The following is a 16,425-nucleotide window of genomic DNA, read 5'->3' as shown; positions in this document are numbered from 1 at the left end:
ATGCCAGCGAAAATGCTCCGTTCGCCAGAGATGCCCATCGTTGCGGTCGTAGACGACGACGAAGCCGTGCGAGAGGCGCTTTCCGATCTCCTCCTGGTGCTGGAACTCGCATGCCAGACATTCGATCGAGCGGAAGCTTTCATGGCCGAATACGTTCCGGATCGTTTCGACTGCCTGATTACCGATGTGAGCATGCCAGGCCGGAGTGGCCTCGAACTCCAGGAAGGATTGCGGGAATTGGGCTCGTCAATGCCGGTCATCGTCATCACCGCAGATGCAAGCACAGCCACGCGAGCACGTGCGCTCAGTGGGGGCGCCCTCGCCTGTTTGACCAAGCCGGTCAACGATGACGTCCTCTTTCACTATCTACAGTCCGCGCTGAATCGCGCGGACGGCCCACGCGACGACGACCGACGGGACACGCCGTCAGATGACTAACCTATTCCAACGGGCTACGGCTGCAGGTCGCACTTACCCTCACGCTATGGAGCTGGCAGATCTTGCATCCGAAAGCATCATCGTCAGTGACGCACATGGCGTCATCCGCTACTGGAATGCTGCCTCCGAGGACCTCTACGGATGGCCCGCCATGGCGATGGTGGGACAACATATCCAGTCGATCGGCTCCCTGACACACAGCGGCACCGACCATTTCGGCGCATTGCTGCGCGAAGGGCGATGGGAGGGAGTAGTCCGCCGTCGTGGTCTGACCGGAATGGAAATTGTGGCTGCGGTGAAGCAAATCGTCCGTCGGGACACGACCGGCGCGCTTCTCGATATTGTCGAATTTGGCCGAAACGCAGGCTCCCTTACTGAGGCGGCGTACCTGCGTATGGATGCCGAGCTGCAATCCTCCCTCGCCGCTTCCTGGGAACTCGATACGTCGCTCGCGCGCCCGCTGCTCGATGCGATCGCCGAACACCGGAGCAGCGGCGTCACAATCGACTTCGACCTGCATCCCAATTGGGTCGACACGATGCTGACCGCAACCCGCATCCTAGCCGTCAACGATCGCGCGGTCCGCATGTTCGGCGCCCATGCCGGCTACGAGCAGATGATCGGCAAACCCATCGGCGACTTCTGGCCGGCCGAGAGCCGCTCACTGCTGGCTTCACTGCTCGAGAACGTCGCGAGTGATCGCACGCGCCTTGCGACGAGCAAAATGGTCTTAAGCGGAAGCTTGCGCAATCCCGCCGTCAAGGCCTGGCATTCCGCAGAACCAAAGCCTGCCGGTACCGTGTTCGTGACCATCAATGGCGTGTCGAATAACGACCGGACGACCTGGGAACTGCAGGCCAGCGAGGAGAGATACCGTCAGCTCGTTCAATACCTGCCGACCGCACTGTGGCAGGTCGATTCCCGTCGCGCCGGCGAGGCCTTCGACCAATTGAAGGCGGATGGTGTGCGCGACATCGCAGGTCACCTCGAGCGAAACCCGGACCTCGTCGAACACGCCAAAGACGTCGTTCGCGTCACCGACGTCAATCGGGACGCCGTATCGCTGTTCCGCGCCCACAACCCTGCGGATCTCATCAAGCCAGTCAGGTATATTTTCGCCGCCGCCCCCGGACTGGCCGAACGGGTCATGGTCGCGCATTTCGAAGGCCGGCGGAACCTTATCGAGGAGACCCGGATTCGTGCCTTCGATGGCTCGATCATCGACGTCCTGTTCACGGTGACCTATCCGGTGCCTCCCGAGCAGCTCGACAACACCTTCATCACCATGCAGGACATCAGCGAGCGCTTGAACGCCGAACAGCAGCTGCGGAAACTGCAAGCCGACTTATCGCATGCCGGGCGGATCGCGACACTCGGAGAGCTCGCGACGTCGATCGCACATGAGATCAACCAGCCGCTCGCGGCCATTGTGACCAACGGCGAGACCAGCCTGAGATGGCTCGCGCGCGCCGATCAAAACACGGAAAAGGTCACGCAGCTCACCTCGCGAATCGTATCGAACGCGCGTCGCGCCAGTGACATCATTCATCGCATACGCGGTATGGCCGCGAAGCACGAGCCGGAGAAGCGCCTCATCGATTTGAACGAGGTGGTCGAAGAGGCGCTCTTGTTCATCCGCCACGACATCGACTCAAAGTCGATCATCCTGTCTGCGAGCTTCGGCGCCGATCTTCCCAAGGTCCTGGGTGACCGGATTCAGTTGCAGCAGGTGACCATCAATCTGTTGGTCAACAGCATCCAGGCGATTGTGCAGTCGGGCCAACCAGTACGACGGATCGATATCAAGACGTCGATCGAGGACGAAGGCTCGGTCGCCCTCTCCGTGATCGACAACGGGCCGGGCGTACCTGTCGCGGACTTGTCGCGCGTCTTCGACAGCTTCTTCAGCACCAAGGATGCGGGGCTCGGAATCGGCCTCACCATCTGCCAGTCGATCATCACCGCGCATGGCGGTCGGATCGCGGGCTCTAACCGTCCTAAAGGCGGCGCGCATTTCCACTTCACGGTTCCTGTGCCGGCACTTAGCGGCTCCGATCCAGGGCGAGCAACGTCATAGCCCTGCTTATCTCACCGTTCGGTGATCTTTCGCTTCATTGTGGCCCATCACCCAAGCTCCGGTCGAGCCTATCCCAAGGTACAGGTAAATCTAGCCGCGAAACCTGCGAAATCAGACCCACCGAACGATACCGCAGTCCGCTGCTTTCCATCACCATCGCGAACAAGGCTGAGGCGACCGCTCCGCCCATCGGCCCGCTAAACGGCCGGTGAGAGGTGAGCGCAAGACCTTCCAGTACGAGCACAATTCATGAGCCATCCGAGCGTCGATCCCCACGAGACCCTTCCAATCGTACCCACGACATCCGGCGCTGACGTGCCGGCCTCTGACCGACGTCACGCCGATGTGGAGATGGCACGCGTTCTCGGGACCGCACCGTTTCGAATGGCTTTGGATGCCAGCGGCGCCGGGATCGCCCACTGGAAGCATGAACCCTTACACGACGTCGTCGAACCCATGAGCCACCACGTCATCATGGCATACAACGGCGTGACCCAGCACATGGAGCGGCGGACCGGAAGATCGGTCGCGAACGGGACATTTCGCCCCGGGGTGCTGATCATCATTCCAGAGGGATCGAGTTCCCGCTGGGATATCCCGAAACCTGTCGACGTCGTCCAGCTCTATCTTCCCCACGCAACGCTGAAGCGCGTTGCCGACGAAGCCGCGGCTGGCACATCCACCGACCTCCTAGAGCGAACGGCGCATCCCGACCCCATTACATCCCGATTGCTCCTGAGCGCGGCCAGCGTGCTGGAAGGCAATCGGACACTGGACGCATTGTTCAGGCATCAATTGACTGACCTCCTGGCGACGCGCCTCCTGGCCGCGCACACCAGCTCACCAACGACACTCCAGCCGACCATAGGTGGGCTCTCGCCGAAAGTCCTGTTCCGTGCCATCGAGCGTTTGCGCTCTGACAGCGAGGCGGACGTCTCCCTCGATGCCCTAGCTTCCGACGCCGGGCTGTCGCGCTTTCACTTCTGCCGCGCGTTCAAGGAAAGCACCGGACTTTCGCCACTTGCCTGGTTGCGGCAACACCGGCTCGAGCAGTCCATGAACCTGTTGCGCGACACGGATGCATCCGTCGTATCGGTGGCGATGGAGCTTGGCTACGCGTCCCAGACGGCCTTCGCGGCGGCGTTCAGGCGACTGACCGGGGAGACGCCGAGCGATTGGCGACGACGCGTGCGTTAGCGAAACCCCTCCCGCTGTTGATGACCTGCCTCGGAAGGCGAGACAGCTCCATGACCAGACCAATCCCGCAGGATCCTTTGGAGGCTTTGCTCGTCGCTCCCGGCGCGGGCCACGATGCCTCTTCGAGCGTCGAGCGGCGCCGCGCCGACGTGGAGATGGCGCGCGTCCTCAAGACCGCACCGCTTCAAATGGCTTCGGACCCTTCCAACGGCGCCATCGCGCACTGGAAGCATGGGGCTCTGCATGACGTGGTCGAGCCCATGACCGACCACGTGATCATGACTTACCCGACAGGCGTTCAACGGCTCGAGAGGCGCAATGGGAAATCGGTCGCGATTGGGACGGCGCGGTCCGGAGTTGTGACGATCATACCGGCCGGTTCAAGCGCCAGATGGGATATTCCTGGCTTTGTCGATGTGATCCAACTCTATCTTCCGCAGGCCGCGCTCGCACGCATTGCTCACGAGGCCAACACGCCTACTCCTGGCGATCTTCTCGAACGAACGGGGCATCCAGACCCGGTCGTATCGGGGTTGCTGATGAGTGCGGCGGACGTGCTGGAGGGCAACGCGGCCTTGGATCACCTGTTCAGGCAGCAACTGACGGATGTTCTGGCCACACGCATCCTTGCTGAGCACACCGGCGAGCCATCCACGTTCAAGCTGGTCATGGGCGGGCTGTCGCCACATGCTCTGCGACGGGCGATCGAACGTCTGCGCTCGGACAGCGACACTGACGTGTCTCTCGCGGTGCTGGCATCGGATGCAGGGCTCTCGCGATTCCACTTCTGTCGTGCGTTTAAGGAAAGTACCGGGCTTTCGCCTCATGCCTGGCTGCGCCAACAACGGCTCGACCAAGCCATGAACATGCTGCGCGATACGGACGCATCGATCGCGGCGATCGCCGGACAGCTTGGCTACGCTTCGCAGACTGCGTTCGCTGCGGCGTTCAAGAAATTGACCGGCGAAACGCCAAGTGATTGGCGACGGCGCATGCGGTAGCAGCAATTGCTCTACAGGCACCGCAATCGCGCTGGCGCAGCAGCAGATTCGATCCGCTAGACAGTCAAGGTCCCTAACGCTCCCAACAGACGGAGACAAGCGATGACCTCGAAGACCTTCGTCAGCCTCCTCGTAATCCCTCCGCGGCGGAGGCTCGCTGCAACGACAATCATGTATGGACTCTCCTTGGCGGTTCGCTTCACTTCTGCAACCGGCGAGGAAGTGGAAATCCCACCGCGGTCCCTGCAAACGACGACCCCAGTGCTGTCCGTCATGACCACCGATGACACACGCCTTCCCTATGCCAACTGGGGCGGCCCAAATGCTACCGAGCCGCTCTTCTTTCGCCGGCGATGGGCCACATCGATGTCGAGTTGCCCCTCCCCTTAAAACCTAACGATTTCGTTTCACGTCTTCGCGTCGACGACCACACCAAACCGCAAGCACAGCGGCGGCGGCGACGCGCCTATGCGCGAAGATCAACCAGAGGAGAAGACCACATGCGACTAGTCATCATCGGAGCCGGCTTCGCCGGCATGTACGCCGCACTTTCAGCTGCCCGCCTGCGCGACATCCAGGGCGCCTCGCCCGACGAACTCGAGATCGCCCTGATCGCACCGGAACCCACACTGGTGGTTCGCCCGCGGCTCTACGAAGCGAAGCCGGAAACGCTGACCGCGCCCTTGCTGGACGTACTCAAGTCCATCGACGTCGTCTACGTGCAAGGCAGCGCGGAAACGATCGATACCAAGTCCCGCATGGTGCAGGTTTCGACCGCAGCGGGCACCCGAAAGACGCTCTCCTATGACCGACTGGTCGTCGCCACCGGCAGCCGGCTTTTCCGCCCGAATATTCCAGGCCTTGCCGAGCATGGTTTCAGTGTCGACTCGCTCGATGATGCGATCGCCCTCGACAGGCATCTGCACAGCCTGGCCGACAGGCCGGCCAGAAACGGACGCGACACCATCGTCGTTGCCGGCGGCGGCTTCACCGGCATCGAAGCCGCCACCGAGATGCCCGGGCGACTTCGTGCCATCCTCGGCAAGGAAACGAGGCCGCGGGTGATCATCGTCGAGCGCAACGGCGCGATCGCTCCCGACATGGGCGCAGGCCCCCGTCCCGTCATCGAGGACGCCCTCCGCAAGCTCGGCGTGGAGACCCGGGTCGGCGCCGGCGTCAGTTCGCTCAATGAAACCGGCGTCACGCTTTCGAACGGTGAGCGCATCGAAGCGGAGACCGTGGTCTGGGCGGCGGGCATTCGCGCAGCGCCGTTGACCCAGCAGATCCCGGCCGAGCGCGACAATTCTGGCCGACTCCTGGTCGATCAGGATCTGCGTGTGACATCGGTGCCCGGCGTCTTTGCAACCGGCGATGCCGCGAAGGCTGCGTGCGACGACGCCGGCAACTTTGCCTTGATGTCCTGCCAACACGCCACCCGAATGGGCGCCTTCGCCGGCAACAATGCCGCTGCCGAGCTCCTTGGCGTCCCGACCAAGCCGTACCACCAGAAAGCCTACGTCACATGCCTCGACCTTGGCGAGGCTGGCGCGGTCTTCACGCGCGGCTGGGAACGGAAGGTCGAGATGATCGGCGACGTCGCCAAGAAGACCAAGCACGAGATCAACACTGTGTGGATCTACCCGCCGCGGGCCGAGCGTGCCGCCGCACTCGCGTCTGCCGATCCCGAGCACGTCACCGAGGTCTGAGACCGTCGAGAGATACGGCCGCGCTTCCGACCTGGAAGCGCGGCTCCCTCGCCATCGACCAAACTGGAGCCACCCCCGATGAAACCCGAGACCGTGCGCACGACGGCGTTCGCCATGCCGCTGACCAATCCAGCTTTTCCGCCGGGTCCCTACCGCTTCGTCAACCGCGAATACTTCATCATCCAGTACCGGACGGATCCCGAGGCGTTGCGTCGGATCGTACCGGCGCCGCTCGAGGTGACCGAGCCGGTGGTGAACTACGAATTCATCCGCATGCCTGACTCAACAGGGTTCGGCGACTACACCGAAAGCGGCCAGGTCATCCCGGTGTCTTATCAGGGGCAGGTTGGCAGCTTTACCCATCAGATGTTCCTCAATGATCATCCGCCCATCGCCGGCGGGCGGGAGCTGTGGGGATTTCCAAAGAAGCTGGCGCAGCCAAAGCTTGCGGTCGAGATCGATACGCTGGTCGGCACCTTGAACTACGGCTCGGTGCGCATCGCAACCGGCACCATGGGTTACAAACACCGCGCCCTCGACATCGACGCCGAGGCCAGGAGGCTCACTGCGCCCAATTTCCTGCTCAAGATCCTGCCGCATGTCGATGGCTCAGCGCGCATCTGCGAACTGGTCCGTTACCACCTCGAAGACATCACCGTGAAAGGCGCCTGGACCGGGCCGGCGGCGCTGGACCTGCATTCGCATGCCCTGGCGCCCGTCGCCGAACTTCCGGTTCTGCAGGTGCTGTCGGCCAAACACCTCGTGGCCGACCTGACGCTCGGTCTCGGCACCGTGGTCCACGACTACCTGTCGCCCGAGGCGACCGCACGGCAACCCAGATCCAGATCCGAAATCCTCATTGAGGCAAACGCCGGCTGATCAGATCAGCCGCAACGTCGGGAGATTCGAAATGCTTAAGGTCACGCGCGAGCCAAACATGCCTGTGTCGCAACAATCGAGGCCGCTGCCCTATGACGTGGTTGCCCTGGTCCTACAAGGCGGCGGAGCTCTCGGCGCCTATCAGGCCGGGGTCTACGAAGGCTTGCACGAGGCCGGCATCCGGCCAAACTGGTTGGCCGGAATTTCGATCGGAGCCCTAAACACCGCCATCATCGCAGGCTCGCCTGAAGGCGAGCGCGTGCGGCGGCTGCGAGAGTTCTGGGAGACCATCTGCGCGTTTTCGATCGAATGGCCCGCAGGCGAAGGACTGGCCAACGCCTTACCTTTTGCGTTCGACATCACCTCGATCCGCAACGCGCTGGCGGCAGCGAGGGCGTTGGTCCAGGGCCAGCCCGGCTTCTTCAAGCCGCGTTTCCCCTCGCCGCTCTGGTCGCCCTTCTCGGGTAACGCCGCGACCAGCTTTTACGATACGGCACCACTGCAACAGACGCTGGAACGGTTCGTCGACTTCGACCGGCTGAACTCGGGCGAGATGCGCGTCAGCGTCGGCGCAGTCAACGTCCGCACCGGCAATTTGATCTATTTCGACACCGACGAACGTCGGCTGGGGCCGAAGCATTTCATGGCGTCCGGCGCGCTGCCGCCCGGATTCCCCGCCGTCGAAATCGAAGGAGAGCACTATTGGGACGGCGGTGTGGTGTCGAACACGCCTCTTTCCCGCGTCCTGTCTGGCGAGCCTCGTGACACGCTGACGTTCCAGATCGATCTCTGGTCGGCCAGGGGCCGCGTTCCCTACGACATGATGGAGGTTTCGAGCCGCCAAAAGGACATCCAGTATTCCAGCCGAACCCGCAACGTGACCGATCAGGTCCTGCGGATGCAGAAGATGCGTCGGGCCCTGCAGCGGACGATCGAGAAGCTGCCGGAAGCCGAGAAACGAGATCCGGAGATCCGCGACATCGCCGAGATGGCGCGCGAGCGCGCCTACAATATCGTTCACCTGATCTATCAGACCAAGATCCATGAGGGACATTCGAGGGATTACGAGTTTGGGCTGAGCGCGATGCGCGCGCATTGGCAGAGCGGGCTCGACGACATTCGCCGCACGCTGGCCGATCCACGCCGCCTGGACCCGCCATCTCCCGATCTCGGCATCGTGACCCACGACGTCCATCGTCGTGATTGAGACTCAGCGCCGCCCGCAGCTTCCGGAGAGAGCCATGTCGACCCTTTCTTACGCCTCCGAACCAAAGACCAAAGCCCAATATTCTCCTTCTCGTCAGGCGATCCGGCGCGCCGCGCTCGCGCTCGCCGCCGCGCTCGGCGTAGCCGGGGCTACGGTCTACGGCCACTATTATGTCACGGCCGGCCGCTATCTGGAGACGACCGACGACGCCTATGTGAAGGCGGACTCCACGATCATCGCGCCCAAAGTCTCCGGCTACATCGCGGAGGTTCTCGTCGCGGACAACGAGCCGGTGCAGTCCGGCCAGGTGTTGGCGCGGATCGACGACCGCGATTTCAAGACCGCGTTGAAGCAAGCCAAGGCGGATGTCTCAGCATCCGAGGCCGCGGTCAAAAATCTGAACGCACAGATCGAATTGCAGGAGCCGCTCATTCAACAGCAGGCAGCCGAGGTCGACGCGACCGAGGCCAACCTGAAATTCGCCCAGCAAGAGCGCGCCCGCTATGACGATCTCATGAAATCGGGTGCGGGCACCATTCAACGGGCCCAACAGACCGACGCAGCGTTGCGCTCGCTGATCGCACAATTGCAGCAAGGCAAGGCGGGATTGATCGCCGCCAACAAGAGGATTGAGGTGCTCTCGACTCAACGCGCCCAGGCTCTCGCACAGCTCGATCATGCTCGCGCGCTGGAGCAGCAGGCGACCCTCAATGTATCCTATACGCGGATCACGGCGCCGGTCGACGGCACCGTCGGCGCGCGCACATTGCGGGTCGGCCAATATGTCCAGGCGGGCACGCAGCTCATGGCAGTGGTTCCGCTCAATGCGGTCTATGTGGTCGCAAATTTCAAGGAGACCCAACTCACGCACGTGCGCAATGGGCAGCCGGTCGAGCTGCGCGTCGACAGTTTCCATGCGACGAAGCTGAAGGGCCATGTCGACAGCCTATCGCCAGCGAGCGGCCTGGAGTTCGCCCTGCTGCCTCCTGACAACGCGACCGGCAACTTCACCAAGATCGTGCAGCGCGTACCGGTGAAGATCGCGCTCGACGACCAGAGCCTGAACGGCCTCCTGCGCCCCGGAATGTCGGCGGAGCCGACCGTCAACACCAAGTCGGCCGTTCTCGCCGAGCGCGAGGCCGAGAAACGGCTCGCGTCACGCGGGGGCAAGCCCCGCAGCTGACGAAATGTAGGCAGACAGCCATGACGACACTGCAAACGACCATCAACGCCGTCCCCGCTGGCGAAGCGGGGCCGCCAGCCGCGGCTCCCACCGTCTCGGCGAGAACCTGGCTCGCGGTGAGCGGAGCGACGCTGGGCGCTTTCATGGCGGTGCTCAACATCCAGATCGTCAATGCATCCCTTGCCAACATTCAGGGCGGGATCGGCGCAGGCATCGATGATGGGGGGTGGATCTCGACCTCCTATCTGATCGCCGAGATCGTCGTGATCCCCCTGAGCGGGTGGCTTGCCCAGGTGTTCTCGGTCCGCACCTACCTCCTCACCAACGCTTTCCTCTTCCTGGCGTTCTCGGCAGCCTGCGCGCTCGCCCAGAACCTGCCGCAGATGATCGTGCTCCGCGCCGTACAGGGCTTTACCGGCGGCGTGCTCATTCCCATGGCGTTTACCCTCATCATTACGCTGCTGCCGAAGGCGAAGCAGCCGATCGGCCTGGCGATGTTCGCGATTTCCGCGACCTTCGCTCCGGCCATTGGGCCGACCATCGGGGGCTATCTCACTGAAAACTTCGGCTGGGAGTACGTCTTCTACGTCAACGTCGTCCCGGGCGCGATCATGATCACCATGCTCTACGCCTCGCTCGAAGCGACACCCATGCGGCTGCGCCTGCTGCGTGAAGGCGATTGGGCCGGCATCGCCACGATGGCGATCGGGCTCGCGGCGCTTCAGACGGTGCTGGAAGAAGGCAACAAGGACGACTGGTTCGGCTCGCCTTTCATCGTTCGGCTCGCGATAGTCGCGGCGGTTGCGCTGGCGCTATTCCTCGCGATCGAGCTGACCGTGAATAAGCCACTGCTGAACCTGCGCATCCTGTTCCGGCGCAATTTCGGCTTCGGCGTCCTGGCGAATTTTCTACTGGGCGTATCGCTGTATGGCTCCGTCTATGTCCTGCCGGTCTACCTGTCGCGCATCCAGGGCTACAACTCCGAGCAGATTGGCATGGTGCTGGCATGGACCGGCCTGCCGCAGCTCGTGCTTATCCCGCTGGTACCTCGCCTAATGCAGCGGCTCGATCCGCGCCTCGTGATCGGAGTCGGCTTTGTGCTCTTCGGCGGCTCCAACTTCCTGAACATCTACATGACCAACGACTACGCGGCTGATCAGCTTTTCTGGCCGAATGTCGTCCGCGCGTTTGGTCAGGCCCTCGTCTTTGCGCCGCTCTCGGCGGTGGCCACCGCTGGAATCGAGCCCGAGAATGCCGGGTCCGCGTCCGCCTTGTTCAACATGATGCGTAACCTCGGCGGCGCGATCGGCATTGCCGCCCTTCAGACGTTGCTGACCAAACGCGAGCAATATCATTCCAACGTCCTGACGCAATCGGTCTCGATGTTCGAGCAAGCCACCCGTACTCGCCTCGACCAACTCACGCAATATTTCATGAGCCATGGCGTGATCGACCGCATGGATGCCACCCACCATGCCTATGTCGCGATCGGCAAGATCATCCAGAAGCAGGCCTTCATCCTCGGTTTCAGCGACACTTTCTATCTGCTTGGCGTCTCGCAGATCGTTGCGCTCCTCGCGGCGCTGATGCTCACGAGGCCAGAACGTATCGAAGCCGGGGGCGGGCATTAACTTCATTCGCCGTCAACGAAACCACCACGAAGCACAAAAGGAGCTCCCATGTTGAAGAATAAAGTAGCTATCGTCACCGGCTCCACCAGCGGCATTGGGCTCGGCATCGCCAGGGAATTGGCCAGGCTCCGCGCCAACGTCGTGTTGAACGGATTCGGCGACCTCGTCGAGATCGAAGCTATCCGCAGCGGGCTCGAGCGCGAGCACGACGTGCGTGTCGTGTACGACGACGCCGATATGTCGAAGGGCGATTCCGTGCGCCGACTTATAGCGGCCACGATCGAGACTTTCGGGCGTCTCGACATTCTCGTGAACAATGCCGGCATCCAGTTCACCGCACCGGTAGATGAATTTCCGTCTGCCAAATGGCACGCAATCCTGGACATCAATCTGTCCGCCGCATTCCACGGCATCGCCGCCGCGATCCCCCAGATGAAGAAGCAGCGCTGGGGCCGGATCGTCAACATTGCATCGACGCACGGTCTCGTCGCCTCCGCACACAAGGCAGCTTATGTTGCAGCCAAGCACGGGCTCGTTGGCCTGACCAAGGTGGTTGGCCTGGAGACAGCCGGCAGCGGCGTGACCTGCAATGCAGTCTGCCCTGGCTGGGTGCGGACACCCCTGGTCGAAAAGCAAATCAGCGACATGGCCGCGCAAAAGAACGTCAGCCAACAAGACGCTGCCAAGGCGCTCTTAGGCGAGAAGCAGCCGTCCTCGGAATTCGTCTCACCGGAGCAGCTTGGAGGCACCGTGGCCTTCCTGTGCTCGGCCGCGGCTGACCAAATCACGGGCACAACGATCTCCGTCGATGGCGGCTGGACTGCACAGTAGCCAAACGGCCAGCCCCCCCTTCAAACCGGAATGTGGAGTCTATCATGGATAAAGAACAGAAAGTCGCTATCGTCACCGGGGCATCGCAGGGTATTGGAGAGGCCCTGGTAAGGGCCTATCGAGATCGCAATTTTTGCGTCGTCGCCAATTCCCGCTCGATCAGACAGCCGTCTGATCCGGATATCCTGGCAGTAGCCGGGGACATCGCCGATCCGAACACCGCGGAACGCATCGTATCGCAGGCGATGCATCGCTTCGGCCGCATCGACACACTCGTCAACAACGCCGGCATTTTCGTCGCCAAGCCATTCACCGAATATACGGACGAAGACTATGCCAATCTGCTTGGGATCAATCTCGACGGCTTCTTCCATATTACTCGGCGCGCAGCCAATCACATGCTGAAGCGAGGATCCGGGCACATCGTTCAGATCACGACCAGCCTCGACGAACATGCGGTCAGCCGCGTGCCATCGGTTCTGGCGGCTCTCACGAAGGGCGGCTTGAATGCAGCTACGAAGTCGCTCGCGATCGAATATGCGAGCAAGGGTATCCGCGTGAACGCTGTGGCTCCCGGCGCTGTCAAGACGCCGATGCATGCACCCGAATCGTACGACTTCCTGGCCAAACTGCATCCGATCGGACGGATGGGAGAGGTACGCAATGTTGTCGATGCGGTGCTGTATCTCGAGGGTGCCAACTTCACGACCGGCGAGATCCTGCATGTCGACGGCGGACAGAGCGCCGGACATTAGAAAGGCGGGCATCCGGGGGCGAGGCGCAGCAACTTTCGGGGTTTCATTTCAATGGCGATTGTCGGCCGAACAGTTCGATCCTATCTTGAAGCTCAAACGCGCGAGGCGGCACTGGACTTGGTTGCGTTGGCAAGCGGCCTGTTATTTGTTCATGGACAGACCACAGAGCGGATGGTAGACGCCGCCGAACGCTCTGGGCGTGTCGGCGAGAGTGCTTCCGGATTGGGATAAGCTGCGTCGAGCCCGAAGGAAAATCTGGATCCCGGATAGACCCCGCAAAGCCGCTCTGCGTCGACGTGAAATCACTTCCACTGTAGGACGGCTGTGCGAGTGCTCCCTATGGGTCGAGGACGTACGGCCGGCATTGTTGCTGGCTGGGGGCCCGCCACCAGTTTCCGTACTGCACTTCGTGTCGTTCGCAGCCATCGGCGTGGCACCGCTATCGGCATCGGAATTGGTGGGAACGGATCGCGGGACAAGCCAAGAGAGCGCAATACCGATCACAAATCCTGCGGTTTGAGGAAACCTCATCCCTCGGCAGCACAGATCGTCCAACACATCACCAGAGCGTAAGCAGCCCGCCCCCATTGGACCAAGGTTCAAATGGGCTGCGTCCACATCTAGCGAGCATCAGGGCCGATCGGTCCAGGCAGCATCGATCTCCACGATGCCGGCGGCCTCGAACAGCCCCTTCATGCCACCAACGTCGTACAACGTCTCTCCCCCGTCGAGCCGCCGCTTGATCTCCGCTTCCTTGGCCATTCGCGCCTCGGCATTGCGGACTGCCGCCTCGACATGCGAGGGCGGGATCGCCATGACGCCGTCGGCGTCCCCGACAATGAGATCGCCAGGATTGACGGTCACCCCCGCCATGACCACGGGGACATTGACCGCGCCGGGTCCGCGCTTGCCGGGATAGGACACCGAGACATGGGAGGCGAACACCGGAAAGCCCATCTCGGTGATCTGCACCGTATCGCGGGTCGCACCGTCGATCACGGCGCCGCCGAGCTTCCTGATCCGGCTGTAGTAGCTCGCGATTTCTCCCCACAGCGCGCCCTGCGGAGAGCCGCCATTGGTCAGAACGAGAATATCCCCCGGCTCTGCGACCCGGAAGGCCGCATGGAGCATGAGATTATCGCCTGGAAAATTGAAGGATGTGACGGCTTGGCCGCAGACCCGCGCAGTCGGGAACAGCGCACACATTTGCGGCTGCATCAGGCATTGCCGTCCTATGACCGGGCCCAAGCCTTCATGCAGGTCAGCGACGTTGATGCCTCGCGCGCGCTCAATGAGGACCGGATCGAGACGGGGAATTCGCTTGTAGACGACGGATTGCACTGTGATGTCCTTTCCGGATTATTGGAGGGCCGACGCCGGCGCGCCGAGCTGCTTTGAGACCATCATGTTGAGGACGCGCCGAACCGTCGCGAGATCGGTATCGGGAATGCCCTTGAACAAGATGTCCTCGTTGGCGCGCGCATGCGCCACGATTGCCTGAAGACGTCCTTCGCCCTCAGCCGTGAGCCGCACCTGACCCCGATCATCGACAGCGACGAGCCCCAACGACATGAGCGATTCCAAGAGATTACGGCTGGCGTTGAAGTCGAGGAACAGCTCCGGCATCAGATCGTCGAGCGTGCGGTCGGGCGATGTCGCGGCAGCGCGCAGGAGCCGCGCCTGCATCAGTGTGAGCCCGAGCCCCTCCATCTGCCGCCCGCGCTCCAGCCGCGAGGCAATGGCGCTGTAGGCGCGGATCATCAGGTTGGACAGGACGCGCTCCTCGCCATTATCCGAGCATTCCGCGTTCCTACCCGCAACGAAGGTGCGCATATCGGGATGCTCGGCGGAGACGGCATAGCCGCCCTTCACGAACAGCAACGGCCGTCGTTCGTAGCGGGAGTAGCGCAGGACCTCGCCGATGAGAATGAGATGATCACCGCCATCATAGGTCTGGCGACAGACACACTCGAACGAAGCGGCCGCAGTTGCAAACAGCGGTGCATCGCCCTCTCCTGCGAGACAATCGAGCTCCCTGAACTTATCCGGACCGGAGCGCGCAAAGCGCTGTGACAGCTCGATCTGGTCTTCGGCTAGGATGTTCACGGCGAAATGGGAGCAGGCCGTGAACGCCGCGAAACTCTTGCTCTCGCGGCGGATCGACCACAACACCAGCGGAGGGTCGAGCGAGACCGAGGCGAAGGAGTTCGACGTGAGGCCGAAGCGTTCGCCATCAACCGAAGTGGTGATGACGGTGACCCCGGTCGCGAATTCGGCAAGGCTGCGACGAAAGCCGTCCGTCTCAACGCGAGGGCTTCCGCTCTCGATGGGCGATCTCATGGACGAGCTCCCTTCAGCCGTGCAACCCATTACCAACTCCGCTCCCTATGCATGCCGATTCAAACCGTGGTCACCCGGATCTGGATACCCCGTCGCAACGACCGATGATCAATCGTCGCGTCGATCCATTCTGAGAAGCGGCGCCGAATTTCACTCAAGAGCCATTGCGCAGCCGGTCCGGGCGGCTGCTCGATCTTGTGGACGGCGTAGAGCGGGAAGCGGAGCGGCTCGCCATTGTGCGCGGCGAGCTTCAGCTCCGCGAGCTCGCCGGAGGCGAGATACTCCTTGGCAAGATGGGTCGGCATGGCGCACCAGCCGAACCCGTTACGCACGAAGTCCAGACGGCTGAACTGGTCGATGAAACTCCAGGTGCGCGTTCCCATCACGACGCCGCGGTAGCGCTTGGTACGGTCGACCATTGTCAACTGAACATGCTCTTCCAGCGCGGATTGCGGGATCAGCCCCTCGATTTTCGCCAACGGATGTCGGGCGGATGCAACAAGGGAGATCGGAACGTCGCCGAGAAACTCCATCTGGAATCCCGGCATTCCGTCGAGCGCGGTCGAATAGATCGCCAGCCGCGCGTTGCCTTCAAAAAGCGATTGCTCGGGCGCGCCAAGCCCTTCGGCTAGCAGGTTCACCGAGACGAGAGGAAAGCGTTCGCGAAACGCGCGCAGGCTTTCGATCAGTACCGTACTCGGAAACACCTGCTCGATGGAGAGACTGATCTCCGGCTCGGCCACGGTCGCCATGTTCTTCGCCCGCGCACGCAGCGCGTCGGTGCTGCTGATGATGCGGCGCGCGTCTTGCACGATCGCCTCGCCGGACTCCGTCAGCCGCGGCAGCTTGCTCGAGCGGTCGAACAGCTTCAGCTCGAGCGCGTCTTCGAGCGATTGGATCGACTGACTGACGGCAGACTGAACGCGATTGACCTTTCGGGCCGCCGCGGAGAAGTTGCCGGTGTCCGCGACGGCGATCAGCATCTGGAGTTGGTCGAATGTCACCCTGGAGAGCATGTTCCACCTAGCCCAATGATTTTCTGTGGGCCCCGCAGGCCCTTTCATCAGGTTAATGAAACGATCTGCGCGGATTTCCATCAATATATCTGATAGTGGAAGAATATATCCACCCTCCCGGAATGTCCGCGTACCGAGCTTGCGGTGGGTTGCTTGGCGGCTGG

Annotated in this window: 15 protein-coding genes; 12 read left to right on the top strand and 3 right to left on the bottom strand. The window is 62.2% G+C overall.

Going from position 1 to position 16,425, the window contains the following annotated elements; genetic code table 11:
• The 11 genes from JQ587_RS13845 (at nucleotide 1) to JQ587_RS13795 (ending at nucleotide 12,905) form a co-directional block, all read left to right on the top strand.
• Complete coding sequence (locus tag JQ587_RS13845; protein WP_212425649.1) at nucleotides 1-438, top strand: response regulator; 438 nt, start codon at nucleotides 1-3, stop codon at nucleotides 436-438.
• 46 nt (nucleotides 439-484) lie between these two features.
• The gene (locus JQ587_RS13840) at nucleotides 485-2,515 is read left to right on the top strand and encodes a PAS domain-containing sensor histidine kinase (RefSeq protein WP_212425648.1); all 2,031 of its coding nucleotides are present in this window, start codon (nucleotides 485-487) and stop codon (nucleotides 2,513-2,515) included.
• A gap of 249 nt (nucleotides 2,516-2,764) precedes the next feature.
• The gene (locus tag JQ587_RS13835) at nucleotides 2,765-3,712 is read left to right on the top strand and encodes a helix-turn-helix transcriptional regulator (protein WP_212425647.1); all 948 of its coding nucleotides are present in this window, start codon (nucleotides 2,765-2,767) and stop codon (nucleotides 3,710-3,712) included.
• A 50-nt stretch (nucleotides 3,713-3,762) separates the two neighbouring features.
• Nucleotides 3,763-4,713, top strand: a complete 951-nt coding sequence (locus JQ587_RS13830) for a helix-turn-helix domain-containing protein (protein ID WP_212425646.1) — start codon at nucleotides 3,763-3,765, stop codon at nucleotides 4,711-4,713.
• Nucleotides 4,714-5,213: 500 nt separating this feature from the next.
• Complete coding sequence (locus JQ587_RS13825) at nucleotides 5,214-6,419, top strand: NAD(P)/FAD-dependent oxidoreductase (protein WP_212425802.1); 1,206 nt, start codon at nucleotides 5,214-5,216, stop codon at nucleotides 6,417-6,419.
• A 78-nt stretch (nucleotides 6,420-6,497) separates the two neighbouring features.
• A complete protein-coding gene (locus tag JQ587_RS13820; protein ID WP_212425645.1) occupies nucleotides 6,498-7,298 on the top strand; it encodes an acetoacetate decarboxylase in 801 nt (266 codons plus the stop codon).
• Nucleotides 7,299-7,329: 31 nt separating this feature from the next.
• Nucleotides 7,330-8,505, top strand: a complete 1,176-nt coding sequence (locus JQ587_RS13815; RefSeq protein WP_212425644.1) for a DUF3734 domain-containing protein — start codon at nucleotides 7,330-7,332, stop codon at nucleotides 8,503-8,505.
• 34 nt (nucleotides 8,506-8,539) lie between these two features.
• The gene (locus JQ587_RS13810) at nucleotides 8,540-9,688 is read left to right on the top strand and encodes an HlyD family secretion protein (protein WP_212425643.1); all 1,149 of its coding nucleotides are present in this window, start codon (nucleotides 8,540-8,542) and stop codon (nucleotides 9,686-9,688) included.
• Between the two features lie 20 nt (nucleotides 9,689-9,708).
• On the top strand, nucleotides 9,709-11,319 hold the full coding sequence (locus JQ587_RS13805) for an MDR family MFS transporter (RefSeq protein WP_212302457.1): 1,611 nt from the start codon (nucleotides 9,709-9,711) through the stop codon (nucleotides 11,317-11,319).
• A 48-nt stretch (nucleotides 11,320-11,367) separates the two neighbouring features.
• Complete coding sequence (locus JQ587_RS13800) at nucleotides 11,368-12,150, top strand: 3-hydroxybutyrate dehydrogenase (protein WP_212425642.1); 783 nt, start codon at nucleotides 11,368-11,370, stop codon at nucleotides 12,148-12,150.
• Nucleotides 12,151-12,194: 44 nt separating this feature from the next.
• Nucleotides 12,195-12,905 (top strand): SDR family NAD(P)-dependent oxidoreductase, encoded by a 711-nt coding sequence (locus JQ587_RS13795; RefSeq protein WP_212425641.1) that lies wholly within the window; start codon nucleotides 12,195-12,197, stop codon nucleotides 12,903-12,905.
• 630 nt (nucleotides 12,906-13,535) lie between these two features.
• Here JQ587_RS13795 and JQ587_RS13790 read toward each other — a convergent pair.
• Nucleotides 13,536-14,111, bottom strand: a complete 576-nt coding sequence (locus JQ587_RS13790; RefSeq protein ID WP_249148839.1) for an RraA family protein — start codon at nucleotides 14,109-14,111, stop codon at nucleotides 13,536-13,538.
• Here JQ587_RS13790 and JQ587_RS36685 point away from each other — a divergent pair.
• A complete protein-coding gene (locus JQ587_RS36685; protein ID WP_249154343.1) occupies nucleotides 14,028-14,303 on the top strand; it encodes a hypothetical protein in 276 nt (91 codons plus the stop codon). The genes JQ587_RS13790 and JQ587_RS36685 overlap by 84 nt on opposite strands.
• On the opposite strand, the gene JQ587_RS13785 is transcribed toward JQ587_RS36685, so the two are convergent.
• Nucleotides 14,265-15,245, bottom strand: coding sequence for a flavin reductase (locus tag JQ587_RS13785; RefSeq protein ID WP_212425639.1), 981 nt, complete (start codon nucleotides 15,243-15,245; stop codon nucleotides 14,265-14,267). The two genes, JQ587_RS36685 and JQ587_RS13785, sit on opposite strands and share 39 nt — an antisense overlap.
• 59 nt (nucleotides 15,246-15,304) lie before the next feature.
• A complete protein-coding gene (locus JQ587_RS13780; protein ID WP_249154329.1) occupies nucleotides 15,305-16,342 on the bottom strand; it encodes a LysR family transcriptional regulator in 1,038 nt (345 codons plus the stop codon).
• Nucleotides 16,343-16,425 lie beyond the last annotated feature (83 nt).

The sequence above is a fragment of the Bradyrhizobium manausense genome (assembly GCF_018130615.1).
GTDB classification, from domain to species: Bacteria; Pseudomonadota; Alphaproteobacteria; order Rhizobiales; family Xanthobacteraceae; genus Bradyrhizobium; species Bradyrhizobium manausense_A.
The sequence above is the reverse complement of the archived record's forward strand: the minus strand, read 5'-3'. Positions and strand labels throughout refer to the sequence as shown.

Bases quoted from the DNA above. Each gene is read 5' to 3' on its own strand.
- JQ587_RS13845 (WP_212425649.1), top strand. From the start codon at position 1: ATGCCAGCGAAAATGCTCCGTTCGCCAGAGATGCCCATCGTTGCGGTC.
- JQ587_RS13840 (WP_212425648.1), top strand. From the start codon at position 485: ATGGAGCTGGCAGATCTTGCATCCGAAAGCATCATCGTCAGTGACGCA.
- JQ587_RS13835 (WP_212425647.1), top strand. From the start codon at position 2,765: ATGAGCCATCCGAGCGTCGATCCCCACGAGACCCTTCCAATCGTACCC.
- JQ587_RS13830 (WP_212425646.1), top strand. From the start codon at position 3,763: ATGACCAGACCAATCCCGCAGGATCCTTTGGAGGCTTTGCTCGTCGCT.
- JQ587_RS13825 (WP_212425802.1), top strand. From the start codon at position 5,214: ATGCGACTAGTCATCATCGGAGCCGGCTTCGCCGGCATGTACGCCGCA.
- JQ587_RS13820 (WP_212425645.1), top strand. From the start codon at position 6,498: ATGAAACCCGAGACCGTGCGCACGACGGCGTTCGCCATGCCGCTGACC.
- JQ587_RS13815 (WP_212425644.1), top strand. From the start codon at position 7,330: ATGCTTAAGGTCACGCGCGAGCCAAACATGCCTGTGTCGCAACAATCG.
- JQ587_RS13810 (WP_212425643.1), top strand. From the start codon at position 8,540: ATGTCGACCCTTTCTTACGCCTCCGAACCAAAGACCAAAGCCCAATAT.
- JQ587_RS13805 (WP_212302457.1), top strand. From the start codon at position 9,709: ATGACGACACTGCAAACGACCATCAACGCCGTCCCCGCTGGCGAAGCG.
- JQ587_RS13800 (WP_212425642.1), top strand. From the start codon at position 11,368: ATGTTGAAGAATAAAGTAGCTATCGTCACCGGCTCCACCAGCGGCATT.
- JQ587_RS13795 (WP_212425641.1), top strand. From the start codon at position 12,195: ATGGATAAAGAACAGAAAGTCGCTATCGTCACCGGGGCATCGCAGGGT.
- JQ587_RS36685 (WP_249154343.1), top strand. From the start codon at position 14,028: ATGGAGCATGAGATTATCGCCTGGAAAATTGAAGGATGTGACGGCTTG.
- JQ587_RS13790 (WP_249148839.1), bottom strand. From the start codon at position 14,111: ATGTGTGCGCTGTTCCCGACTGCGCGGGTCTGCGGCCAAGCCGTCACA.
- JQ587_RS13785 (WP_212425639.1), bottom strand. From the start codon at position 15,245: ATGAGATCGCCCATCGAGAGCGGAAGCCCTCGCGTTGAGACGGACGGC.
- JQ587_RS13780 (WP_249154329.1), bottom strand. From the start codon at position 16,342: ATGGAAATCCGCGCAGATCGTTTCATTAACCTGATGAAAGGGCCTGCG.